Origin of the sequence: Shewanella kaireitica, from assembly GCF_023284045.1 — a bacterium.
GTDB classification, from domain to species: domain Bacteria; phylum Pseudomonadota; class Gammaproteobacteria; order Enterobacterales; family Shewanellaceae; genus Shewanella; species Shewanella kaireitica.
The window spans coordinates 123,694-148,176 of the sequence record NZ_JAKIKQ010000006.1 but is presented as its reverse complement, the minus strand read 5'-3'; the positions used below and the strand labels follow the sequence as shown (position 1 = coordinate 148,176).

The window sequence follows — 24,483 nt, the reverse complement described above, 5'->3', positions numbered from 1 at the left end:
GCTTGTATCTGCAGCACTTTCGGTTAACTGAAACGCCATTTTCATTGACGCCGAATACGGAATTTTTCTTCGGTTTAGCACCGCATGTTGAAGCCTTACAAGTGCTACAAACTGCGTTGCAAACCGGGGAGGGTTTTATCAAGGTGACGGGTGAAGTCGGCACAGGTAAAACATTAATTTGTAGAAAACTAATCAACGAGCTACCTGAGCGATTTCATTGTGCTTATCTGCCCAATCCTTATTTAACGCCCGATGAGCTTCGCTGGGCGGTGGCAATGGAGTTAGGCCTTAAACATTCCGCTCAAATAGGTCAACAGCAACTCACGGGGTTGATTCAGCAACAGTTAATGGCGCTCAGCGCACATGGACACTCCATTATCTTGGTGTTAGATGAAGCACAAGCATTGCCCGATGACAGTTTAGAAGCGCTTCGATTGTTCACTAACTTAGAAACAGAGAGCCGAAAGCTGTTACAAGTGGTGTTGTTTGCCCAGCCAGAGCTAGATGAAAGGTTGGCGCAGAATAAATTTAGGCAATTAAGGCAGCGGATCACCTTTAGTTATAGTTTGCGTTCGCTCACATTAGAAGAGTCATCGGCATACATTCAGCATCGCCTGCAAGTTGCAGGAAGTGAAGGGGAGACGTTATTTACCCCCTTGGATTCTAAACGTTTAGCGAAAGCTGCGCGAGGGATCCCAAGACTCATTAATATTTTGTGCCACAAAGCGTTGCTGGTTTGCTTTGGAGAAGGCGCTATTAAGATTTCGAAACAGCACGTTGATGCCGCTATTGCTGATACTGAAGATGCCACAGTATCCAAGGTTTCTTTGTTTAATTGGATGTTAGCGATAGGCGCAATTATTTGCATGATATCCGCTGTTATTTATTGGCTAAAAGGAGGCGTTGCATGAGTGTCATCAACAAAATGCTCAAAGACTTAGATAAACGACAACAGCCTCATGGTATTGAAAGCATGGCCAAGCCACAAAGTGCAGTCATGCCGCAACGACAGTCAAAGCGGCCATTGGTGTTTGCCTGTTCATTATCATTATTGCTTGGTGGTCTAGTCGTTTATTTGGTTATGGAACCGGCTTTGATTGGAACTGCTACTAATCACTTAGCGGCGCAAAAAAATAATGCTGAACAGCTGCCAGTAACGCCAAAGCAAAATGTTGGCCCTAGTCAAAAAGAGAGTATCGATAGCGCAAGTATGGCGAATGCGAGTGCAGCAGCGCCCGCAGATGTTGTCGGTACTCTGGCTGTAAAAGAGCCAAAGAACGAGGCGGTGAAAGAAGCTAAGAGTAAGCTTGCCTCTACAGACATAGAGTTAGCGAGTGTTGCGCCAGAGGTGGTCGATACTCCAACTGAAGAGCCGATAGAAACGGTGAGCCCTCGCGCCTCTCTAGGTGCTAAGAAAGCCCCTGTTCAAATTGATGAAAAGCAAACAGCAACCAAATCTGTTAGCTCAATGAGCATTGCGCCGGCTAAGCGGGGAAATCAAGATAGATATTCTGGCAGCAATATGGCGGTTAAAGAGGTGAAGTTAACTCCACAGCAACTAGCGCAGAAACAGATGATTTTGGCAAACGACGCTCAGCAGCAAGGCCTACACAGCGATGCATTAACTTACTATAAAGCGGCTTTATCCTATAACCCTGCGCTTCATCAGGCGAGGAGACAGGCTGCAGCACTTTATTATGGTCAAAATAAGCTCTCCGAGGCTGCTCTGTTATTGAAACAGGGGCAATTGTTATTCCCACAAGAATATGAATATGCACTACTGCTTGCTCGAGTGCAGCAATCTGCTGGGCAGAATAAGCAGGCATTGAGCAGTTTAGCGCAGATCCCCGATACCAGCCCGCTCGCGGTTAAAAAATGGCATCAGCAGAGCGATTTGGCTCAAAAAGAGCAGAATTTTCCGGTCGCAGAACAAAGTTTTAGACAGCTTGCTAAAAATGAGCCTAGCCAAGGGCGTTGGTGGATGGGACTTGGTTATGCACTTGACGCACAAAAGAATTATACCGAGGCTAAAAATGCCTACAATCAAGCCTTGGCACAAGGGAACCTGTCATCGCAAGCGCAAGCTTATGTCGATAATCGATTGGTGCAGTTAGGAGCATACTAGTGAAACCTAAGTTAAAAATGCGGCTTGGTGATCTGCTCGTTCAAGAGCATATCATTACTGACGACCAGCTTGGTCAAGCGCTTAGTGAGCAGCGAAATTCGGGCAAGAAGCTTGGGCGTACGCTAATCGACCTCTCTTGCATCACTGAAGAGCAGTTGCTGAAGTTTCTGTCACAGCAGCTTAATATCCCTTTCTTAGATATCAGCAAGCGTTCTATCTCTCCTGCTGTTGTTGGGTTGCTGCCAGAGGTGCAGGCACGCCGATACCGTGCATTAGTGGTTGAAGATCAAGGCGAGTCAGCCCTAGTTGCTATGAGTGACCCGGCCGACCTGCAAGCGATGGACACCTTAGAAGATCTGTTGGCTCCGAAGCGGATTAACATTGCAGTTGTCACTGAAAACCAGTTGCTTGATGCTTTTGATAACCTCTATCGCCGTACTGAAGAGATCGCAGAGATAGCGGGTAAGCTTGAAGAAGAGTATGCCGCAGATGATCTATTCGACCTTGCTAATCTAACCGATGGCGACAGTGATAACGAAACCACAGTGGTTAAGTTATTACAGTCAATATTCGAAGATGCAGTGCAGATGCGTGCCTCGGATATCCATATCGAACCTGGTGAAAATGCCTTAAGGATCCGCCAACGTATTGATGGACAGTTGCACGAAAACGTATTGCCTGAGGTTAATATTGCTGCAGCATTAGTGCTACGTTTGAAGCTGATGGCTGGGCTTGATATCTCTGAAAAACGTTTGCCGCAAGATGGCCGTTTCCATATGGAGATTAAGGGTCACAAGATTGATGTGCGTATGTCTACCATGCCGATTTATCATGGTGAATCAGTCGTTATGCGTCTTTTGGATCAATCAGCAGGCTTATTAACACTGAATGAGACTGGTATGCCGCCTGAAATGTTGGCGCGTATTAGAAGGCAGATTAAGCGTCCTCACGGTATGTTGCTGGTTACAGGGCCAACGGGTAGTGGTAAAACCACCACCTTGTACGGTGTACTGAGCGAGTTAAATACCGCTGACAGAAAAATCATCACCGTTGAAGACCCAGTCGAGTATCAACTGCCGCGCATTAACCAGGTGCAAGTTAACCACAAGATAGGCTTAGATTTCTCTAACGTACTGAGAACAACCTTGCGTCAAGATCCCGATATTATCATGGTGGGTGAGATGCGAGACCAAGAGACGGTAGAGATTGGTCTACGTGGTGCATTAACTGGTCACTTTGTCCTTTCGACGCTGCATACCAATGATGCGGTAACCAGTGCATTAAGACTATTAGATATGGGCGCCGCGGCTTATCTTGTCGCCAGTGCGCTTAGAGTGATTATCGCTCAGCGTTTGGTACGCCGGGTGTGTCAAAACTGTGCTAGCCCCTACACGCTAACCGCACAAGACAAAGTCTGGTTGTCTACCGTTAGCAAGCTAGATTTCTCTAACGCGACTTTTAGAACTGGCTCAGGTTGTCAGAGTTGTAATGGTAGTGGTTACCGTGGTCGAATCGGGGTGTTTGAGATCTTAGAGCTCGACGAACCTATGATTGAAGCGATGCGTTCAGGCAATCCGCAAGAGTTTACTAACGCCGCTTATAATAGCCCTAATTTTACCCCGTTAGCAGATTCAGCTCTAGACTATCTTGCCCAAGGGATGACAACCATTGAAGAGGTTGCCAAGTTGGTTGAAGATGTGAGTGATGACACGCTCGTGATCGGTGAGGGAGCATAATGCCAAGTTATCAGTATCGAGGACGCAGCGCACAAGGAGAGCAGGTGACTGGCCAGTTAGATGCTAGCTCAGAAAGCGTCGCGGCTGACCAGCTGATGTCCCGTGGTGTGATCCCGCTTGAGTTGTCGCTTGCCAAAGAGGTAAAGCAGTTTTCGCTCACGTCACTGTTCAAGGGAAAAGTTGCACTCGACGAGTTACAGATCTTTACGCGACAGATGTATTCACTGACTCGATCAGGCATTCCGATATTAAGAGCGATTGCAGGTCTTTCTGAAACCACTCATTCGCAGCGAATGAAAGATGCTTTGAATGATATTTCTGAGCAGCTAACATCGGGTAGGCCACTGTCCTCAGCGATGAACCAGCATCCTGATGTATTTGATGCGCTTTTTGTGTCGATGATCCACGTGGGCGAAAATACCGGTAAGTTAGAAGATGCCTTTATCCAGCTATCAGGTTACATAGAGCGCGAACAAGAGACTCGTAGGCGCATTAAAGCCGCCATGCGCTATCCCATATTTGTACTTATCGCCATCGCGATTGCCATGGTGATCCTCAATATTATGGTGATCCCTAAGTTTGCCGAGATGTTCTCACGCTTTGGTGCTGACCTCCCGTGGGCAACCAAGTTACTGATTAATACTTCCAGCATATTTGTTAATTACTGGCCAGTGATGATCGTGGTGCTAGTCGCCTCTTTTGTTGGCATTCGGTATTGGCACAGTACCGAAAAGGGTGAGCGACAATGGGATCGCTGGAAGCTGAATATTCCGGCTGTCGGCAGTATTATTGAGCGCTCGACCTTGTCCCGTTATTGCCGCAGCTTTTCTATGATGCTCAGTGCCGGGGTTCCTATGACTCAAGCGCTTAGTCTAGTGGCCGATGCGGTTGATAACGCCTATATGCATGACAGCATAGTAGCTATGCGGCGCGGGATCGAGTCGGGTGATTCAATGTTGCGGGTACATAATAGCAGTCAACTATTTACGCCGCTGGTGCTACAGATGGTCGCGGTAGGCGAAGAGACTGGCCAAATAGATCAGTTACTTAATGACGCGGCTGATTTTTACGAAGGTGAAGTCGATTACGACCTTAAGAACTTAACGGCAAAGTTAGAGCCGATACTGATTGGCTTCGTAGCCTGTATTGTATTAGTGCTTGCATTAGGCATATACCTGCCGATGTGGGATATGCTCAATGTTGTTAAAGGTGGCAGCTAATGGCCGTTGTGGGTAGTAACAGTGCTTAGTCAACAAAAGGCTGATAATGAACTTTTAACGCTTTTTGGCAAGATTTTTGCGCTAGTTATACTATTGTTAGTATTGTCTTATTTAGCTTTTGGTTATTTTGGCGGTATTAAGCAGGCAAGCCAGCAACATATATTGGTTGATCATAATAGACTACTGAATACTTTGGGCGTTATCCGCTCTCAGTGGTTAATTAGAGGTAAACCTGAACAGTTAAAATTGGATTGGCGCAGTGAATTGGATGGAGATATTGAATCAACTGGTTTTGTCTCTATGGCAAAAGGTGGTTGGCCGCTGCCCAGTGAAACAACTGTTACTGGTTGTCGTGATCTAATTGATGAATTGTTGGGGACTGGTTATTCGCAACAAATTGTCACTAAGTTCAATTCCAGTTTAGGCGTGTGTCGGTATATTGGCGAAAGTGGCGGAAGTATCAGCTATCAAATAGATTCTGGTAGGGTCATTTTTTTGACAGGGGTAAAGTAAATAGTGAAATTATCTGTTTTCTATTTTTAACAAGCTGATAGAATAAGCATATAACCAAATGGGGCTTTAAATGATTAGACAGTATCAGAAGGGTTTCTCCCTTATCGAATTAGTGATTGTGATTGTAATTTTGGGTCTGCTGGCAGCAACAGCAATCCCACGTTTTTTGAATGTAACTGAAGATGCTGAAGACGTTAGTGTTGAAGGTGTTTCTGGTGGTTTGGCTACAGCAGTGAGTTTTGTGCGCTCACAATGGGAAGTTGATGGACGTCGTAATAACAATGTTGTTCTAGATGGTGCGCGTGTCCAGTTAGATACTCGTTTTGGCTTCCCAACAGGGACTGGTGGAAACTCTGCCACAGATATGAATGTCACTCGCTGTAGTGAAGTTTTTAATACTGTTTTACAAAATGCACCTCGTAACGTATCAGCTACCCAAGATGCACGTAAGCAAAGATATGTTGTTAGTGTTGAGCCAAATGTTGGTGGTGATAACAACAATGGAACAGGCATTGACATTAACGGAAATGCAATAACGGGCTTAGATCTTTGTGTTTACCATTTGGTTGAATCACTAGTGCTAGATGATACTAATGGCAAACCAAATCCAGTGCCGACTCAATTGATTGGCAAAGGTGTGACTTATAGCCCTGGTAATGGCCAGGTTCAAAGCTTTATCAACTAATTTTTTGTAGCTGATGCGTGGTTTAGATTAAGAGCTACCATCAGCTGTAACTCGTATTTTGAGGAATTAAAATGAATATCAATATGCAAAAACAAAATGGTTTTACCCTAATTGAATTAGTGGTGGTGATTATTATTCTCGGTATTTTGGCCGTAACCGCCGCGCCTAAGTTTATTAATTTACAGAGTGATGCTCGCCAGTCAGCACTGCAAGGTGTTAAAGGTGCTATTCAAGGCGCTAATGGCTTAGTTTTTGCCAAAGCTGCTTTAGCTGGGAAAGAAAAGCTAGCTGCAACAGGTTGGGCTGCAGATGCTGATGACGGTGTAGATATCGGTGCGGAGAATGTGGCTATTACACAATTTGGTTATCTTCAAGCGACTGAAGATGAGTTTAATAATGCAATTGATGCAAATTTTGGTACAGCGGATACAGATTGGCTAGTTGTTGAGGGTACTAATATTATTACTATCACGCAAAATGGTGCCCCGAAAGAAGTCACTACTTCTGGTTCTGAGGCTGCCTGCAAGTTGGTTTACACCCAAGCTGCTGATGCAAATACTATCCCTACATACGTGATAACTGATAATGGTTGCTAATCGGAGCTTTCAAATGCAAAAACAAAATGGTTTTACACTAATAGAGTTAGTGGTGGTTATTATTATTTTGGGTATTCTAGCGGTAACCGCAGCACCTAAATTTATCAACTTACAAAGTGATGCTAGAGTTTCTACGTTGCAAGGTATGAAGGGAGCGTTGCAAGGCGCGAACTCTTTATATTACTCAAAAGCTGCGATTGGTGGAAAAGAGAAAGCTACTGAAGAGACAATTGAAGGAGCTGTTTTAAATTACGGTTACATTCAAGCTGATGTAGACAATGTATCAGATGCGTTAGATATAACTGCTAGTGATTGGGTTATCGTAGAGGACACTAAAAGCGTACCAGGAACTACGGCAGGTATATTGAGCTTTAGGCAAAAAGATGCGCCAACAACTTGTATATTTACATACACTGAAGCTGCAAACACGACAACACCACCAGATTACGGCACAATGCCAACCGCTGATGACTGTTAATTGATATTGAAATAAAAAAGGCCTGCTAAGCAGGCCTTTTTTATAACTAACGGCGTAACACGCTCGTTTTATTTGCCATACTTATTAAACTGTTAGACACTGATGAATAAGTGTCTCTGGTATTAGGTTCCCTAATACTTAAGCCGAGTAACTACTACCATTGCTTAGCTGCATCAATCAGGACAGACAATGCTTACAGCGCACCGCCAATCAGGCTTTACTCTAGTTGAGCTTGTGACCACTATCATTTTAATCGCCATTCTTTCGGTGGTAGTCATTCCGCGTCTTTTTACTACTTCCAGTTATAGCGCCTTTACCCTGCGCGAAGAGTTCATTGCTGAACTGCGCAAAGTGCAGATTATGGCGATGAATAATCAAGACCGCTGTTATCGTTTGTCTGTAACATCGACTCAATATCAAGTATCTCGCTATAACGGCCGTTTCAACGAAGGTTGTAGTGGCACGCCTGCGCGTACAGATGCAGCGCAAACCTTTCAAGGTGGTGCCTCGCTAATGTTAACCAATACCACAACCACCAACTTCAGCGTCGAGTTTAATGCCCAAGGCGTACCTATTGTGAATGGCAGCCTTTGCAGTGGCCGCTGCATTACAGTGCTCGCTGATGAAACTCAGTTTATTGCAATTGAGTCGGAGGGGTATATTCATGCGGGCTAGTTGTGCCACAAAGCCCTCTATGGCATCTCATAAGGGTTTTACCTTAGTTGAGCTAGTGGTAGGTATGGTGGTTATTAGCATCGCCTTTGTGATGCTCAGTACCATGCTATTCCCCCAAGCTGAAAGAGCATCTGATACCTTGCATAGAGTCCGCTCGGCAGAACTTGCGCACTCGATACTGAATGAGATTTGGGGTAAGCGTTACGATCAGAACACCAATGCGAATGGCGGTGTTCCCGCTTGTGGTGCGGTTGAAAAACCTTTGCTGGGTCTGCCTGCTGGGATAGCTTGTACTGCTGAGGGTGATTTAGGCCCAGAGGCCACAGAAGGTCGTAATGACTTTAACGATGTTGATGATTACATAGGCCTCACCATTGACAGTGAAATGCTTAATAGTAACGAAACCTATGCCAGTCGTTATATCAACTACCAGCTGTCAGTAGCGGTTACGTATAATCAACACCCTGATTTGAATAGTAAACTTGTAACCGTTAATGTAACGACTCCTACAGGTGAAGTGATTACCTATAACGCGATAAGGAGGAATTATTAATGTCTAAGCCATTAACATTTGCTCTGCACCGTAATAGAAAAATGGCTTGTAAGAGTCGTGGCTTCACTTTAGTTGAAATGGTTACCGTGGTAATCATCCTTGGAATATTGGTGCTAGGTGTCAGCAGTTTTCTCATTTTTGGCACTCGTATTTTTATCGATTCAACCTCGGTTGAGCAAGTGATGAGCCAGAGCCGCTTTGCCATTGAGCGTATGACTCGTGATATTCGTAATGCAGTGCCCAATAGCATTCGTGTTCGAAGTAGCGGTAATGATTGGCAGTGTGTTGAGATGATGCCTATTGCCTCTAGTGCTTCCTATATTCTTGCGCCAGTAGCCCCTTTACCCGCCGCTAATACAGCTATTGTGATGCAAGCGAGTAATAGCGCGCCGTTAACGAAAGATCAGCAGTTACTCATCTATCCGTTAAGACCTGCTGATGTTTATACCTCAGCCAATGGCATCACAGGTAAGTTATTTACCATAAAAGAGGTTACCAATAGTGCCTTAACTAATGCCACTACTGTTGAGTTTGATAAAACAGTACAGTTTAGCGAGATGTCGCCGCGACAACGTTATTTTGGGGTGGCTGGCGCGGTAAGTTACTGCTTTGAGAAGGTCACTGATGAACTTGCTCTGCTTAATCGCTACGCTGGTTACGGATTTAATAACCCGACAACCCAACCTTCGCCAGCAAACATGGGACCTGCGGTATTAATGGCTGAGAATATAGAGAATACCATCGCATCGAATGAACCTATGGCATACACGCCAGGAACACTGCAAAATAATGCCATGGTTCACCTTAATCCTCTATTTGATGTTCAGGGGCAAGCACTGCAATATCATCACCAAGTGCAGGTGATAAATGTCCCCTAATCAGTCGCAGAATAAAATGAAGCATACTCTTAAGCAGCCTTTAACTAAGCAGCGCGGTAGCGCACTGATCATCGGTGTGTTTATTATCACCGTGATGTTTTTGTTAGCAGCGACGCTTATCAATGTTTTAGATGATGCAGACCAACAAATTAGCCTCGAAGTATGGGGCACTCGCGCTTTTGCAGCGGCAAATAGTGGTGCAGATAGGGCTTTAGCCGAACTATTTCCGGTTGATCAAGTAGGTGTAGGAACCTGTAATGCCAACCCTACTGGGGTGCCATGGAATATCGGAACAGACACTGGTTTAGTCGGCTTTCATGGTTGCTCGGTTAATATTAGATGTAACGCTGTGACAACTACAACACTACCGATAAATATGACGCAATACTTGATTACCAGCACAGCCACTTGCAGCACGGGTCAGTGTGACTCAGGCACCAATAGCGATGCTAGTTGTATCCGCGTTAATCGCACCGTGGAGGTCGAAGCCCGTGATTAATCTTGTTAAATTCCGAGCTAGTTTGCTTCTTAGCTTACTTATATCGGCTGTTTTGTTCGCGCAAAACGCAATCGCCACAGACTGGAGCCAAACGTTTCCTGAAGGGGTTAACTCTACTGATGATAAAGGAAAGCTCAAATTCGAATCTTCTGCAAAACTCTATAATGCGCCGCAAGATGGTGCTCTTCCTTCCGAAGATGTCGATGATAAAGGTGAAGCCTGTGTTCCAAATTCTGGTAATGCCCTTGAATGTGAGGACTCTGATGAATTAGCTCGTATTCCTTCAGAGAGGATATCTTTTGAGCAATGCAGGTCGAGTAGTGATCTGAAAATTGAAACTAGTTATAACAACCCCGACATAAGCGTTTCTGCTGGTGACTATGGTCATATTCATTTAAAGGATGGCAGTGATAGAGCGATAAGATTTACCACCGATAATGGTGTTTATAAGATGGAACACCTAAAAGCTGAAAGCGGAACACTAGAGTTTGCAGCGGGGCAGTATTGGATAAAGCATTTAGAAATAAAAAGTGGCGTAACGGTAATCTACCCAGACGATGGTACAGTGAGTTGGTTTATTGGCCCAGATCATAAGTATGAACATAAGAATGGTGACCTCGCCAATTCAGCCGAACAACTGCTAATTTACACGTACGGTGACTTTGAACTTCAAGGCTCAAATCATGTTCTAGCGCATATTGTTTCTGAGAAAAACGTAAAGCTTAAAGGAAGTTCTTCAGTTGAGGGCGCTGTCACTGCTGAGAAAGAGGTAAAGCTAGAGGGGGGAAGTTCAGTTACCTTTACTGATAGTTCTAATAACATTGATACCATTCCTAATTGTGATGCTAGCCCACAGCAGCCGCTAAACTTCCAATTTGGTAAAGCCACGTCAGGCACAGTTTCGTTTGATACAGCTTTTGATGTTGGTGTCACGCCGTTGGTTTTTTTGATGCCGACTATCACAGAGGATGACCCTAATAATAATGATGGTCCAGCCTCAGTTTTTATTACTAGCATTTCAAATGCAGGCTTTAGTTGGAGTCAGCGTTCACCTCAAGGCTCCGGTATTTCCGCTAAGCCGATGGAAGAAGTTCACTGGATAGCCACCACAGCAGGAACACACGAATTTTCTGACGGCACTAAATTTGAGGCGGGTATTAAGGCGGTTGATGAGGTGCTTTATAAAACGCTTGGCAATTATGAGAGTGTCTCTTTAAGTCAGAGCTTTGATGTAGTGCTCAGTCAAATTCAATCGGCTAATAACAGTTGTTGGCTATCAAGTATTGCAGATCCCAATGGTAGTCAACTCTCTATAGGGATGGACGTCTCTGAGGTGGTTAATGCTGGTTCAGGTAATGGCTACGGTAATAAATATTGTCAGCCCGCGAATACTAAACTCAATAAGTTACAAAGTGAAGATATTGCCTATTTAGCATTGGAAAGTGGCAACGGCACTATCTCACTCAATAGTAAACAGACTAAATACCATTTCGACAGTGGTTATTGGACAATTCCTAGAAGCACAGTAAAAAACCTCGATGATCAGTGCGCATATGAAAGTGATCTTACGGGCTTCGACACACCTCCCGTTTTTGTTGCAGGTAAAAGTTCGAGAAATGGTCCGGATGGTGGCTGGCTAAGACGATGTGTTCTGACAAATGATAAAGTTAGTATTGGTGTTGATGAAGATCAGTATCAAGATTCCGAACGTAACCATGTCGCTGAAAATTACGCTTTTGTAGCGCTGTCATATGACGATGAAACGCCTGTACTACAGTGTTTCTACGATGATTTTAATCGTGATGATTTAGGTAGCGACTGGGCAATTAAAACGCTGGGCAGTTCTACGGCTCCTGCAATTGAATCCAATCGAATGCGCATTACGCCAGCAAGAGGTAATCAAGCGACATCGAGCACTTATCAACGCCTGTTTCCTGCGGCTGATAATTTCGTTAAGGTTGAGTTTGACTATTACGCTTGGTCTCCCTCGTCAGGGACTGGAGGAGATGGTGTCGCTATTATTTTATCTGATGCATCTATCACTCCACAACCAGGCAGCTTTGGCGGTGCATTAGGTTATGCTCAGCGTAACAACGGTACACCAGGTTTTGCTGGCGGTTGGATGGGAGTCGGGTTAGATGAATATGGTAATTTCTCAAATCCAACAGAGGGCAAAATCGGAGGGCCTGGATTTAGATCTCAATCAGTCACAATCCGTGGTTCAGCTAACTCTAGTTACATGTACTTAGCTGGCACTGCGGCCAATTTAAATCCGGCTATTGATAAAAGACCGACTAATACAGCTTCGCCCAATCATAGGTATAGAATCACTGTTGACTCCCGAGTAGCAGGTCAAGCATTAGTGTTAGTTGAGCGGGATATCAAAGACGGCAATGGATTCCAAATATTAGTGCCTGAATTTGATGCTAGGGAAATTGATGGACAGGGCGGCGTTCCTGATGATTTTTATCTATCTATAACGGGCTCAACAGGTGGAGCTAATAACAACCATGAAATTGATAACTTTGAAGTTTGTGCATTAGATTCAAACCCTCTAGGTCAACTGGTGCATCACTTTGAGTTTGATTACTCAAGTAGTCCACTAACCTGTAATGCAGAAGAGATGACCATTCGTGCCTGTCGTAATGCTGAGTGCGATCTGTTTACCGATCCTGTTACAGCCAATCTAATACCTGCATCAATGACTAATGGTGGCTGGGTTGGTGGCAATGTGGTTAACCTGATTAATGGCACAGCGACAGTGAGTTTGCGTTCTAATACTGTGTCGCCGGTGACTATCGGTGTTTCTAGTTCTTTCCCATCGACGGTTGCAGGCAGTAACACTCTTTGTAGGCAAGGTAGTGGGGCGCTAAATAGCGCCAGTTGTACGCTTGCATTTGCCGAAAGTGGGTTTATTTTCGATATCCCTGATGAGCTTTCAAATAAACCATCAACGGATATTCTGGTAAAGGCAGTTAAGCAAAGTGATGTTGGTCAAGCGTGTGTGCCTGCATTTAAGAGTCAAACTAAATCGCTTAATTTCTGGAGTGATTATTCAGACCCTACGACAGGCACCATGAAGGTCTCGGTTAAATCAGCCAGTGTTGAAAAGGAAGTTGGTATCTCTTTGGCAACAGCTGAGAGCCTGAACCTTAATTTTGATGAGAATGGCGAAGCTAAAATTGACGTTAACTATGCCGATGCCGGCGAGATGCAGCTCAATGCACGATATACAGGAACAGGTGATGAAGACGGCCTAGTGATGGACGGTAGCAATAAATTTGTTCGCCGACCTGTAGGGATCTGCTTAGAGTCCGATTCCTGTGCCAACTGTAGTGTTAGCAGTGCGAAATATAAAAGAGCAGGAGAGGAGTTTGATATCAAGGTTAAAGCTATGGCTTGGCAGTCAGATAGTGACAGTGATATCTGTAGTGGCAATGCGATTACTCCCAACTTTTCTCACGACGAAATGCTATTGACTCATGAGCTTATCAGTCCAACAGCCGCTGAAGGTGGTGAAACTGGAACCTTGGGCAAAAGTGAATACGAACAAAATGCTGGTGAGCAAGTGATCGCACAATCTGTGTCGGAAGTGGGTATTTTCACTTTTTCAGTAGAACCTAAAGCTGGCGGCTATTTTGGCTACAGTATCCCTGGCGCAACAACGAAGAAAATAGGACGCTTTACCCCTTATTACTTAACGGTAACCCCTAACAATCCAGCCCCTCAAGCAAGTTGTGGTGTGTTTACTTATATGGACGAGCCATTTTTATTCAAAACTGGGGCTGAGCCTAAGCTGCTGGTGCTTGGTAAAAATATCGATGGTAATGAAACTAAAAACTATCAGGTAGAAAATTGGTGGAAGTATCAAAATCAATGGACTAATCGAACATTCAATAATATTGCTGGCTCGACATTCCCAGTGCTTGAAGAGTTAGAGCCTAATAGTCGCACTGTTGCTTATCTTGATGGTACGGACAGCGAGGTTAGATCAGCCTATTTAATGGATGGCACGCTTAGATACAACCGCACCACTGCTTTAATAACACCTTTTGATGCCGTCTTTGAGCTCAGCCTTGAAGTTAATGATCTCAAAGATACTGACGGTATCTGCTATCAAGAGAACGCGACAGCTGCTTGTACAGGTATCACTTTTAATGACATAGCCAAAGATGACAACTTTGAAATGCGCTACGGCCGTTTAGTGATGCAAAATGCCTATGGCCCCTCATCAGAAGAGCTGCGGCTTGAGCTTGGCACTGAATATGTTGATGCAAATTCACGGTGGGTGAGTAATGGGCAAGATAGCTGCTCTGTTTTCGATACCACTACCGCAACAGTTGTCGAGGATACTGGTTTAGTGTTAACGCCTGATGCGGGACTTGGCGCCGTCGAGGGCTTTACCAACACAGGCGGCAGCGGTAAAACAGGCTCAATCGGCTTAGGCAAAAGCTTTATCTATTTCCCCGCGCCCAATGCTGAAGGTGAGGTCGGTTTACAGCTACATGTTGATAAGTGGCTGCAATGGTATTGGAACTTTGATAGCGCCACACTTGAAGACCCAAGAGCCAGTGCTTTCTTTGGTACTTATCGCGGTCATGATCGCATTATATATTGGCGAGAAGTTAATTAAACGTAAGCAGTATAAGCATAAGCGCCATTAACGCGTGGCCGCGGCAAACTATTGACTCACAGTTTTCCTCGTTTTTGCAAAAAACTTTGCTTCATTAGCAAATGTTAACGTCTACGGCCTTGTGGAATATACAGAGCGTGATAAAGTTACCTGATTTCTTTTTTCTTCGACTCCACAGAGACAGGCTGGTTACATGTTCAAGAAGCTACGCGGCATTTTTTCTAATGATCTTTCGATCGATTTGGGTACAGCTAATACGCTAATTTACGTCCGCGAAGAGGGGATCGTTCTGAACGAACCTTCAGTGGTTGCCATCCGTGGAGAACGGTCTGGTTCGGGTCAGAAGTCGGTTGCGGCCGTCGGTACTGAAGCTAAGCAGATGCTAGGTCGTACCCCAGGAAATATTCAAGCAATTCGTCCGATGAAAGACGGTGTGATTGCCGACTTTTACGTGACTGAAAAAATGCTACAGCATTTTATCAAGCAAGTGCATAACAACAGCGTGTTCCGCCCAAGCCCACGTGTTTTGGTTTGTGTCCCTGTTGGTGCGACCCAAGTTGAGCGACGCGCTATTCGCGAATCAGCAATGGGCGCGGGTGCACGTGAAGTGTATTTGATTGAAGAGCCAATGGCTGCGGCAATTGGTGCAGGTCTTCCGGTTTCTGAAGCAACTGGTTCAATGGTTGTTGATATCGGTGGTGGTACTACAGAAGTGGCGATTATCTCGCTAAACGGCGTAGTTTACTCTTCATCTGTACGTATCGGTGGTGACAAGTTTGATGATGCTATTATCAATTACGTACGCCGTAACTACGGTAGCTTAATTGGTGAAGCAACGGCTGAACGTATTAAGCACACTATTGGTACCGCTTACCCAGGTGACGAAGTATTAGAGATTGAAGTACGTGGTCGTAACCTTGCAGAAGGTGTACCGCGTAGCTTTACCCTAAATAGTAACGAAATTTTAGAAGCACTGCAGGAGCCACTTTCTGGCATCGTTAGTGCTGTTATGGTTGCACTCGAACAGTCTCCACCAGAATTGGCGTCTGATATTTCAGAGCGCGGCATGGTACTGACTGGTGGTGGCGCGCTTATTCGCGATCTGGATCGTCTACTGATGCAAGAAACAGGTATTCCTGTGATGATTGCTGACGACCCACTCACTTGTGTGGCTCGTGGTGGCGGTAAAGCCCTCGAGATGATCGATATGCACGGTGGCGACTTATTCTCCGAAGAAAATTAAGACGGTTAAAAAGGGCGGTGATTACCGCCCTAGCTTTTTATGAAACCTATTTTTGTTCGCGGTATATCCAACCAATTTAGATTGACCTTAGCTGTCATCATGTCAGTTATTCTACTTGTCGCTAATGACAGGCTTGAGCCTGTGCGCAATTCCTTGTCTTCACTTTTAAGTCCATTGCAGTATGTCGCCAATATCCCAGGGGTATTGCTCGACGAGTCCGCCGAAAGCCTAGCCACTCGCAATATGTTGGCTAAGCAAAACAAAGAGCTGCTACGCCAACAACTGTTGATGAGTGAACGCTTACAACGTTTTGAACACCTGCGTCAGGAAAACGACCGCTTACGTGGCTTGTTAGGCTCTCCTGTGCATATGGATTCAAAGAAAGTGGTTGCTGAAGTCATGGAGGTCGCCAGCGATCCATTCCATCAGTATGTTGTGCTTAACCGTGGTTCACGCAGTGGCGTTTTCGTTGGGCAACCGGTTGTTGATGCTCAAGGCGTAGTGGGGCAAGTCGTGCAGGTCAGTGAGTTGACTAGCCGAGTACTGCTACTATCTGATACCTCCCATGGTATTCCAGTTCGAATTACGCGTAATGACGTGAGAATGATGGCTATCGGCACCGGCTCTTTGGATGAGCTTGAGCTACGCCATGTTGCTAAAAGTACCGATGTACGCGCTGGGGATTTATTAGTGTCCTCTGGTTTAGGTAAGCGATTCCCTGAAGGTTATCCCGTCGCACGGGTCATGTCGGTCGAAAAAGAGGATGGCAAAAACTACGCAACCGTTATTGCACAGCCTCTAGCAGCGCTCGATCGCATTCGTTACTTGCTGCTGATTTGGCCTGATATCGAAGCTGATGAAGCGGAGTTAATTACATCTGAAAGTGTTAAAGCTGCATTAGAAGCCAACAAGGAGGCGACACCATGAGTTTACATGTCGCGAATGGCCGTTGGGTCGTTTGGCTGAGCTTGCTAGTAGCGATGATGTTTCAAATCATGCCTTTGCCAGGACTGGTTGAAGCGTGGCGACCAGATTGGTTATTGCTAGTCATTATTTACTGGGCAATGGCGCTACCACATAGATACAACATTCTAACGGCTTGGGTGCTGGGTGTGATGTTGGATATCTTGCTGGGGGCGACGTTAGGTATTCGGGCATTTGCCATGTCGATTGTGGTTTATGTGGTGGTGTTACATTTTCAGCGCCTGCGTAATTTCCCTATGTGGCAACAAGCTTTGCTGGTGGCGACTCAAGTGGCGCTGTATAACCTGATTGTGTTCTGGGTACAGTTTGTCACTGGGACAGCAACCTTTGATATCACTTTATTTTACCCAGCATTTTCAAGTTTGATCATGTGGCCTTGGATATTTTGGATCCTGCGTCGGGTAAGGCGCCTATATAAAGTCCGTTAGCTAGCAGCGCTTGGCAATAACGTTTATTTAATTATTTTCTACTTGCGCGGCATCTTCTTTGCTAAGTGCGAGCTAATAGGTATTGTAGAATGAAGTTAGTACTCGCTTCGGCATCACCAAGACGTAAAGAGTTATTGGCTCAGTTAAGCTTTTTGAACTCAACTGATAACGCTTCATTTAGTTTTGATATTCTGGCTACAGATATAGATGAGAGCCATCGTGCTGGTGAGTTGGCTGAAGATTTTGTGGTGCGCTTAGCAACAGAGAAGGCGCAGGCAGGTCTCGAGCTTCACCCCGATAGTGGACAGATTGTGGTGCTGGGCTCCGATACCATTGTGGTGCTAGGCGACAAGATATTGGGTAAACCCGTGGATGATGCCGATGCTAAAGCGATGTTAGCTCAGTTATCAGGCCGAGCACATCAAGTGATGACTGCTGTAGCCGTTACTGATGGCGATAAAACGCTTAGTAAGCTGGTCACAACAGGCGTTAATTTTTGCACTATGACTGAAGCTGATATTTTAGCTTATATCGCGACAAGAGAGCCAATGGATAAGGCTGGAGCTTATGGGATCCAAGGACTCGGAGGCAGTTTTGTTGAGGCTATTGAGGGAAGTTATTCCGCAGTAGTTGGGTTACCTTTGGTAGAAACCCGTGCGTTGTTGTGTGAGATGAAAATTTTATAACCCTGCAAATTAATAATAAGAAAAATTGTTGGTTGTGAAAATACTCAGTAGCGTCGAATCCTTTTAAGTTAGCTATTTCCCTAAGTGGGGTGAGTTTTGAATACAGGTCGAATCGTGCCAGGTAGAGTCCAGAGAAAAATTGGTTCTGAACTGCTGATCAATGTGACTCCAACTGAAGCTCGGGTAGCTTTAGTTGAGCATGGTGTACTGCAAGAGGTTCATATTGAGCGACGCATGAAGCGTGGCTTGGTTGGTAATATCTATAAAGGAAAGGTTAGTCGTGTACTACCAGGTATGCAGGCTGCATTTGTCGATATAGGTTTAGATAAGGCCGCGTTTTTACATGCCTCTGATATTGTGCCGCATACAGAGTGTGTTGCCGATGTAGAGAAAGGCAATTTTGTTGTACGTGATATTGCTGAGCTTGTTAGACAAGGCCAAGATATTATGGTGCAGGTGGTTAAAGATCCTCTTGGTACTAAAGGCGCTCGCTTAACTACCGATATTACTCTGCCGTCTCGTTATCTGGTCTTTATGCCTGGTTCTAGCCATGTCGGTGTATCTCAGCGCATTGAAAGTGAAGATATTCGTGCAAGACTTAAAAAAATAACCGAACCCTTTGTTGATGATGATGGTGGATTTATTATCCGCACCGCAGCAGAGAGTGCTGGCGAAGATGAGCTGGTGCAAGACGCCGCTTTTTTAAGACGTGTCTGGGCAAAAGTCAGCGAGCGTCGTAAGCGCCGAGGAGTATCATTACTCTATCAAGATTTGGCTCTGCCAGTGCGAATCGTACGCGACTTTGTCGGTACTGAGCTGGACCAAATTCAAGTTGACTCTAATCAGACCTATGAAGAGTTGCAGCAGTTTGCCCATGAGTTTATGCCTGAAATAGCCAATAAGCTTGAACACTATAATGGACCTATCCCTATTTTTGACCTCTATGATGTCGAAAATGAAGTGCAGCGCGCATTAGGCCGTAAGGTCGAGCTAAAGTCCGGTGGCTACCTGATTATCGATCAAACCGAAGCGATGACGACGGTCGATATCAACACTGGTGCGTTTGTTGGTCACCGAAATCTAGAAGAAACTATCTTTAATACCAACCTAGAAGCAACCCAAGCGATTGCCCGCCAATTAAGGCTACGTAATTTAGGCGGCATTATCATTATCGACTTTATTGATATGCAAGAGGCTGAGCATCAAAAGCGCGTTCTTTCTAGCCTTGAAGCTGCATTGTCGGTTGATAGAGTTAAGACCAATATTAGTGGTTTTTCAGGCCTTGGCTTAGTTGAGATGACACGTAAGCGTACCCGTGAAAGTCTAGAGCATGTGCTGTGCGGCGAATGCCCCTCTTGCCTTGGAACTGGAAGTTTAAAAACGGTAGAGACAGTTTCATATGAAATCTTCAGAGAAATAATTCGCTTGAATCGCGGCTATGACGCCGATGAGTTCTTAGTTTATTGCGCGCCAGCGGTATACCACAGCCTTAAAGGTGACGAGAGCCATCTTTTAGCAGAGCTCGAAGTGTATATCTCTAAACGAGTGCGCTTGCAAAATGAGCCTATGTACGCTCAGAATAAATTTGATGTGGTGATAATGTAGTGTCACCCAAGTCGGTTAAATTTAATTTTCCAAGAGTTTGTCTACAGTCTCTAGCTATTATACTGGTGCTTTTTGCGCTAGTCGTTAGCCTGTTTCGAGGTTTGCTGCCGCAACTTGATCAAGTTCGATTAGAGTTGGTGGATTACATCTATGAGCAGTATCAAGTCGAGGTTCAGGTCGGCAAATTGCAGGCTGAGTGGCAAGCGTTTGGCCCTGCATTAACGGTAAAGAACTTTGTATTGCCCTCACAAGAGAGTCTCCCGGTTACACTGCTCTTTGAGCAAGTCCACTTTAAATTTGATTTCTGGCAAAGCTTGCTGACAGCAACACCGCAGATTGAAGATGTCATTTTTGATGGTGCCCATGTGGCGGTCGATCTAGACAGACTGGCGTCTAGTTCTACTTCATCAAGCGCCAAGATGGAAACAGACTGGATCTATAAATTGATGCTCGAGCAGCTCGATCGCTTCTCCATCGTTAATGCTCGATTGCAATTGCTGAGTAGCAAGCACCAGTACCGACCTATTTTTATTAAAGATATGAAGTGGCGTAATTCTGCCCAGCGCCATCGTGGTCAAGGTAAATTGTTTTTAGATGAGCAAGCATCCGAGGTTGAACTGCTCTCTTTAAGTGTTGATATTAAAGGCGATGGATATAAACCGGAATCTTTAGTCGGCCAGTTTTATCTTGCTGCTGAGTCGCTTGATATCGGTGAGTGGGCATCACGCCAGCCAGATCCTTTTGATGCTGATAAGAAATTGCAGCTCGAAGGGGTGGTTAATCTTGAGGCGTGGGTTAGCTTGGCCAACAGAGAGATACAGGATGCGACCGTAGCATTTCAGCCTAGCTGGTTGGAATGGTTCTTAAATGACGAAGCGCAAAAGTTTGAAATTAAATCAGGCGCTATGCGTTGGCAGCCTAATGATAGTGGCTGGCAGGTTAGCAGTCATGCTCTTACGTTTGCGACTAATGACGAGAATTGGCCGTTGCCTATACTCAGTGCCAAGCAAGATGGCGATAGTATCGACGCTTATTTAAGCCAGTTAAATCTCGCCACTATATTGCCTTTATTACCACTTATTCCTGGGGTTGATTTGGCCGCCTTAGATGCTTGGCAATCTTTAGATCCCAAAGGGGAAATAGACAACGCTCACTTTCAGTGGACTCGAGCAAACCAACCTCCTAATTTGTCGGCTGATATTCATGGTGTTAGTTGGCAAGCGCATGATGGGATCCCAGGTCTTAGTCCTATTGATGCCAAGTTGGTGGTAACGGGTGAGTCACTCAGTTTTCTGTTGCCTAAGCAGCAATACATTGTCGACTTTGATGATGGTTTTGAGGCTCCTTTAGCGTTAGATGGCGAAGCATTCTCTGGTCTGTTTGATTTCCAAACTTCGGCACTAATATTACCCAAAGTACATTTTAGTAACGCCGATATTTCACTTGATGCCTCAACTCGACTAGAGTTTTCTGATGCCGCTCACATGGCGTTGTTAGCCGAACTTAAGATCAATGATGTTGCCAATGCACATCGCTACTTTCCACTAAAAGGGATGAGTGATGGCTTAGTGACTTATTTAACAGGGGCATTGAAGGCGGGGAAAACTGACGATGCCGTGATCGTGTGGCATGGCGCTTTTAAAGATTACCCTTATGCGCAAAGCGCCGGTATTTTCCAAGCCGGCTTTACACTCGATAAAGCCAATTTTGAGTTCCAACAGACTTGGCCAGCTGTCTCTGACCTCAATCTATCAGCATTGTTTGAGAATGCAGCGATGGATTTGTGGGTCAATAAAGGTCAGTTGATGGATGTGTCTGCAGCGGGTGCCTATATTGGTATCCCCTCTATGAGCCATGAAAGTCTACTGGTGGTAAAAGCCGATTTAGCCACTAAAGCAGCTGCAGCTAACGCTGTTATCCAGCTGTCTCCTTTAAAAAGCTCCGTGGGTTCAACCCTTGATGTGGTGCAGATTAATGGTGATATTACCGGTGAACTTGATCTTAGTATTCCCTTATATGATGGCGCAGATGCTGTAATTAAAGGCACGGTAGATTTTGATAAAACACCTGTTTTTATTAGTGAGCCAGGTATCGCGCTGGAAAGTGTCACAGGGCAAGTTCAGTTCACCAATGATGTGGTGACGGGCAGTGACATTAGCGCCTTGATGTACGGACAACCGTTACAGTTTAGTTTTGATACGGGTAACGTAAATAAAAACTATGCAGTGAATGTTGATCTAGCAGGTCAGTGGCAGCTGGCCAATTTACCCGTTGAGCTTAATAACCCATTGAGTGATTACTATAAGGGCAATGTCGATTGGTCTGGCGGTTTGATGCTTATTTTTGACCCCACAGGCTATCGAATTCAAGCAAGAGTGGACAGTGACCTCATTGGCACTGAGTTTGATTTACCAGCTCCATTTGCTAAATCATCTGAGCAAGCAGCAGCGTTTACAGCCGAGCTTATCGGTGATAATAAACAGTCATCTTTAGGGATTAAGCTCAATAAGCAGCTAGAGTTTTGGGGAGGCTTTGATGTTGAATCTGGTAACGGTTTGGCGCATTTTGATCTGCTCCTCGGCCGTCTATTTAAACCAGGTGATCAACTACGTAAGAAACAGGGACACCTGCAGATAGAACTCGATAAAACAGAATTTTCACCATGGTTACCGATTATTCAGAGTTTTACGGCTAAATCTGAATTACCGACTGACACTACCGTTACTTCTAAGAGCTTTTTCCCACCATTGGTGTCAATTGATGCGAACTTTAATGAGCTTGATTTGATGGGACAAGCGCTTAATGAACTGCATTTTAGCGCGGCACCAACAGAGCATTCTTGGCGTTTTGATGCTACATCAGAGCAGTTTGATGGCAGAATAGATTTTTACCCTGACTGGGTTAAGCAGGGACTTAAAGTTGTAGCCAGTAAACTTTATCTATCGCCAGAAGCTAAACCAGATGAAACTGCGCATTACAAATCCGATACGGTGTTAGCAAATCTGCCACCGCTCGCCGTTGATGTTGATGATTTTATGATGTTCGATCGCCCCATGGGTCACCTTGTATTGCAAGCTACACCTAAAGCTGATACTTACAATATTCAGACGTTGTCAATGACAACTGATGAGGTGAAGCTTCAGGGTAACGGCAGTTGGTCTATCGTGAATGGTGAAAGCTTAACTTCATTTAATTTAACGCTGGATGCAACAAAATTTGATCACCTTTCAAAGCAGCTTGGCTTCGATCCAGGTTTGAAAGATGCACCGACTTCGGTGACTGGAGAGATCTCTTGGCGCGGAGCACCTTATGCATTTTCGCTAGAGACATTAAACGGTCAAATCGGTTTTGAACTTGGTAAAGGACATCTATCTGAGGTCAGTGATAAAGGCGCTCGGATATTCTCGTTATTTAGTCTCGACTCATTACTGCGTAAATTGTCTCTCGATTTTTCCGATGTATTTGGCAAAGGGTTATACTTTGACTCGTTTACGGGGACTTTGAAGTTGGATAACGGGGTGGTAAAAACAACCGATACCGAAATGAAAGCGGTCGCCGGTAATATGCGAGTACGCGGCTATACCAATTTAATGAGCGAAAGCCTGAATTACGATATTCGCTTTGTGCCTAAACTTGCCTCTAGCGTGCCAACCGTTGTGCTACTTAGTACCGGTGGTTGGACATTAGGTCTTGGCGCTTTTGCACTAACGAAAGTATTGGAGCCAGTCATTGAGGTTATCTCCGAGATCCGCTTTAGGTTAACCGGCACCATGTCTGAGCCTAAACTTGAAGAGCTATCGCGTAAGAGTAAAGAGATTGAAATTCCTGAGTCTGTATTGCCTAAAAAGGTTATAGAGCCAACGAGCAAGACAGAGGAGCAGGGCGGCATTATTGAGCCTAATTCGAACCCTACAGAGTTAAGTCCCGAAGTGGAGGGCAGTCAAAGACCTCCATCAGAACCAAACGAACAAATTGCCGTGGAAGCTGCCGCGAGCCCACAAGCTGAAGGCGTTCCAACACAAGCAAATCCAGCTGGCAAAGCGGCTGAGCAATCCAACTTTGAGCCAGTTAGTGGGCAACCCACTTTGAAGTTGATACAGGGAGAGTCTGATGCAAGTGAATCTACTGCAATGTCAAAGCAGTCGCAGCGTAGCCGAGAATCTAGAATTCATCGAGTCGCAGCTTAAACAGCTAACGCGTCAAATTGATAGCCAGCAGCTGGTGGTTCTACCTGAGTGCTGCTTGCTGTTTGGCGGGCGAGAGAGCCAACAGCTAGAATATGCCACCGATGAAGCTCACAGCCAGCTGAAGCATGACTTAGCTGCGTTAGCGTCGAAATACAGCATAGTGCTAGTCGCTGGCAGTATTCCTATTCTGGCTGAAGACGGCCGTATCTATAACCGCTGCTATGTATTCGACACCGATGCTAGCATATTGGGTTTTTACGATAAGCTGCATCTATTCGATGTAGAGGTGTCTGATGGCACCAAGCAGTATCGTGAAAGTGATGCGTTCTGCCCTGGTAAACATATCACGGTCGTTGACACTCCCTTTGGTAAACTCGGCTTGTCGATCTGCTACGATATCCGTTTCCCCGATCTATTTAGAGCGCTACGTGAAGCCGGGGCTGAAATTATCGCACTGCCAGCCGCCTTTACTAAAGTGACAGGCGAAGCGCATTGGCAAGTACTGCTGCAAGCTCGCGCCATCGAGACTCAATGTTTTGTTTTAGCCGCAGCGCAATGGGGAGTTCATAATGATGGTGGGCGTGAAACTTGGGGGCAAAGTATGATTATTGGCCCGTGGGGAAATGTTATTGCTGAAAAGCCGACTGGAACGGGCTGGCTTAGTGCAGAACTGGATATGAGTGAGTTGGTAGATGTTCGCGCTAAAATGCCAATAATCAACCATAATCGTTTTCAGTCACCGAGATTGAGCGAGTAAGC

20 protein-coding genes are annotated in these 24,483 nt (G+C 45.2%); all 20 read left to right on the top strand.

Going from position 1 to position 24,483, the window contains the following annotated elements; translation table 11 throughout:
• Positions 1-2: 2 nt before the first annotated feature.
• The 20 genes from L2730_RS10440 to L2730_RS10345 all read left to right on the top strand — a co-directional run bounded on the left by L2730_RS10440 (position 3) and on the right by L2730_RS10345 (position 24,481).
• Positions 3-911 (top strand): ExeA family protein, encoded by a 909-nt coding sequence (locus L2730_RS10440; protein WP_248974544.1) that lies wholly within the window; start codon positions 3-5, stop codon positions 909-911.
• Positions 908-2,125 (top strand): tetratricopeptide repeat protein, encoded by a 1,218-nt coding sequence (locus tag L2730_RS10435; RefSeq protein WP_248974543.1) that lies wholly within the window; start codon positions 908-910, stop codon positions 2,123-2,125. Before L2730_RS10440 ends, L2730_RS10435 begins: the two co-directional genes overlap by 4 nt.
• On the top strand, positions 2,125-3,861 hold the full coding sequence (locus L2730_RS10430) for a GspE/PulE family protein (RefSeq protein ID WP_248974542.1): 1,737 nt from the start codon (positions 2,125-2,127) through the stop codon (positions 3,859-3,861). Before L2730_RS10435 ends, L2730_RS10430 begins: the two co-directional genes overlap by 1 nt.
• Positions 3,861-5,081, top strand: coding sequence for a type II secretion system F family protein (locus tag L2730_RS10425; protein WP_248974541.1), 1,221 nt, complete (start codon positions 3,861-3,863; stop codon positions 5,079-5,081). Before L2730_RS10430 ends, L2730_RS10425 begins: the two co-directional genes overlap by 1 nt.
• A 21-nt stretch (positions 5,082-5,102) precedes the next feature.
• Positions 5,103-5,594 carry a hypothetical protein gene (locus L2730_RS10420; protein ID WP_248974540.1) on the top strand — a complete coding sequence of 164 codons (492 nt, stop codon included), beginning with the start codon at positions 5,103-5,105 and terminating at the stop codon, positions 5,592-5,594.
• Positions 5,595-5,667: 73 nt separating this feature from the next.
• A complete protein-coding gene (locus tag L2730_RS10415; protein WP_346347821.1) occupies positions 5,668-6,279 on the top strand; it encodes a pilus assembly FimT family protein in 612 nt (203 codons plus the stop codon).
• Positions 6,280-6,362: 83 nt separating this feature from the next.
• Complete coding sequence (locus L2730_RS10410) at positions 6,363-6,875, top strand: type II secretion system protein (RefSeq protein ID WP_248974602.1); 513 nt, start codon at positions 6,363-6,365, stop codon at positions 6,873-6,875.
• 13 nt (positions 6,876-6,888) lie between these two features.
• Entirely contained in the window at positions 6,889-7,353 is a 465-nt protein-coding gene (locus L2730_RS10405; RefSeq protein ID WP_248974538.1) for a type II secretion system protein, read from the top strand.
• 189 nt (positions 7,354-7,542) lie between these two features.
• The gene (locus L2730_RS10400; protein ID WP_248974537.1) at positions 7,543-8,028 is read left to right on the top strand and encodes a pilus assembly FimT family protein; all 486 of its coding nucleotides are present in this window, start codon (positions 7,543-7,545) and stop codon (positions 8,026-8,028) included.
• On the top strand, positions 8,018-8,581 hold the full coding sequence (locus L2730_RS10395; RefSeq protein WP_248974536.1) for a type IV pilus modification PilV family protein: 564 nt from the start codon (positions 8,018-8,020) through the stop codon (positions 8,579-8,581). The genes L2730_RS10400 and L2730_RS10395 overlap by 11 nt, the downstream gene beginning before the upstream one ends.
• The gene (locus L2730_RS10390) at positions 8,581-9,459 is read left to right on the top strand and encodes a PilW family protein (protein WP_248974535.1); all 879 of its coding nucleotides are present in this window, start codon (positions 8,581-8,583) and stop codon (positions 9,457-9,459) included. Before L2730_RS10395 ends, L2730_RS10390 begins: the two co-directional genes overlap by 1 nt.
• 16 nt (positions 9,460-9,475) lie before the next feature.
• On the top strand, positions 9,476-9,958 hold the full coding sequence (locus L2730_RS10385; RefSeq protein ID WP_248974534.1) for an MSHA biogenesis protein MshP: 483 nt from the start codon (positions 9,476-9,478) through the stop codon (positions 9,956-9,958).
• Positions 9,951-14,591, top strand: coding sequence for a DUF6701 domain-containing protein (locus L2730_RS10380; protein ID WP_248974533.1), 4,641 nt, complete (start codon positions 9,951-9,953; stop codon positions 14,589-14,591). Before L2730_RS10385 ends, L2730_RS10380 begins: the two co-directional genes overlap by 8 nt.
• A gap of 193 nt (positions 14,592-14,784) precedes the next feature.
• Positions 14,785-15,834, top strand: a complete 1,050-nt coding sequence (locus L2730_RS10375) for a rod shape-determining protein (RefSeq protein WP_020910715.1) — start codon at positions 14,785-14,787, stop codon at positions 15,832-15,834.
• A 39-nt stretch (positions 15,835-15,873) separates the two neighbouring features.
• Complete coding sequence (gene mreC / locus L2730_RS10370; protein WP_248974532.1) at positions 15,874-16,761, top strand: rod shape-determining protein MreC; 888 nt, start codon at positions 15,874-15,876, stop codon at positions 16,759-16,761.
• Entirely contained in the window at positions 16,758-17,246 is a 489-nt protein-coding gene (gene mreD, locus L2730_RS10365) for a rod shape-determining protein MreD (protein WP_220736878.1), read from the top strand. The genes mreC and mreD overlap by 4 nt, the downstream gene beginning before the upstream one ends.
• A gap of 89 nt (positions 17,247-17,335) precedes the next feature.
• A complete protein-coding gene (locus tag L2730_RS10360; protein ID WP_248974531.1) occupies positions 17,336-17,932 on the top strand; it encodes a Maf family protein in 597 nt (198 codons plus the stop codon).
• A 138-nt stretch (positions 17,933-18,070) separates the two neighbouring features.
• Entirely contained in the window at positions 18,071-19,537 is a 1,467-nt protein-coding gene (rng, locus tag L2730_RS10355) for a ribonuclease G (protein ID WP_428848449.1), read from the top strand.
• Positions 19,537-23,724 (top strand): YhdP family protein, encoded by a 4,188-nt coding sequence (locus tag L2730_RS10350; RefSeq protein WP_248974529.1) that lies wholly within the window; start codon positions 19,537-19,539, stop codon positions 23,722-23,724. The genes rng and L2730_RS10350 overlap by 1 nt, the downstream gene beginning before the upstream one ends.
• The gene (locus L2730_RS10345) at positions 23,648-24,481 is read left to right on the top strand and encodes a carbon-nitrogen hydrolase family protein (protein WP_248974528.1); all 834 of its coding nucleotides are present in this window, start codon (positions 23,648-23,650) and stop codon (positions 24,479-24,481) included. Before L2730_RS10350 ends, L2730_RS10345 begins: the two co-directional genes overlap by 77 nt.
• The last annotated feature ends 2 nt before the right edge of the window (positions 24,482-24,483 follow it).

Bases quoted from the DNA above. Each gene is read 5' to 3' on its own strand.
- L2730_RS10435 (WP_248974543.1), top strand. From the start codon at position 908: ATGAGTGTCATCAACAAAATGCTCAAAGACTTAGATAAACGACAACAG.
- L2730_RS10425 (WP_248974541.1), top strand. From the start codon at position 3,861: ATGCCAAGTTATCAGTATCGAGGACGCAGCGCACAAGGAGAGCAGGTG.
- L2730_RS10410 (WP_248974602.1), top strand. From the start codon at position 6,363: ATGCAAAAACAAAATGGTTTTACCCTAATTGAATTAGTGGTGGTGATT.
- L2730_RS10405 (WP_248974538.1), top strand. From the start codon at position 6,889: ATGCAAAAACAAAATGGTTTTACACTAATAGAGTTAGTGGTGGTTATT.
- L2730_RS10400 (WP_248974537.1), top strand. From the start codon at position 7,543: ATGCTTACAGCGCACCGCCAATCAGGCTTTACTCTAGTTGAGCTTGTG.
- L2730_RS10395 (WP_248974536.1), top strand. From the start codon at position 8,018: ATGCGGGCTAGTTGTGCCACAAAGCCCTCTATGGCATCTCATAAGGGT.
- L2730_RS10390 (WP_248974535.1), top strand. From the start codon at position 8,581: ATGTCTAAGCCATTAACATTTGCTCTGCACCGTAATAGAAAAATGGCT.
- L2730_RS10385 (WP_248974534.1), top strand. From the start codon at position 9,476: ATGAAGCATACTCTTAAGCAGCCTTTAACTAAGCAGCGCGGTAGCGCA.
- L2730_RS10375 (WP_020910715.1), top strand. From the start codon at position 14,785: ATGTTCAAGAAGCTACGCGGCATTTTTTCTAATGATCTTTCGATCGAT.
- mreC (WP_248974532.1), top strand. From the start codon at position 15,874: ATGAAACCTATTTTTGTTCGCGGTATATCCAACCAATTTAGATTGACC.
- mreD (WP_220736878.1), top strand. From the start codon at position 16,758: ATGAGTTTACATGTCGCGAATGGCCGTTGGGTCGTTTGGCTGAGCTTG.
- L2730_RS10360 (WP_248974531.1), top strand. From the start codon at position 17,336: ATGAAGTTAGTACTCGCTTCGGCATCACCAAGACGTAAAGAGTTATTG.
- L2730_RS10345 (WP_248974528.1), top strand. From the start codon at position 23,648: ATGCAAGTGAATCTACTGCAATGTCAAAGCAGTCGCAGCGTAGCCGAG.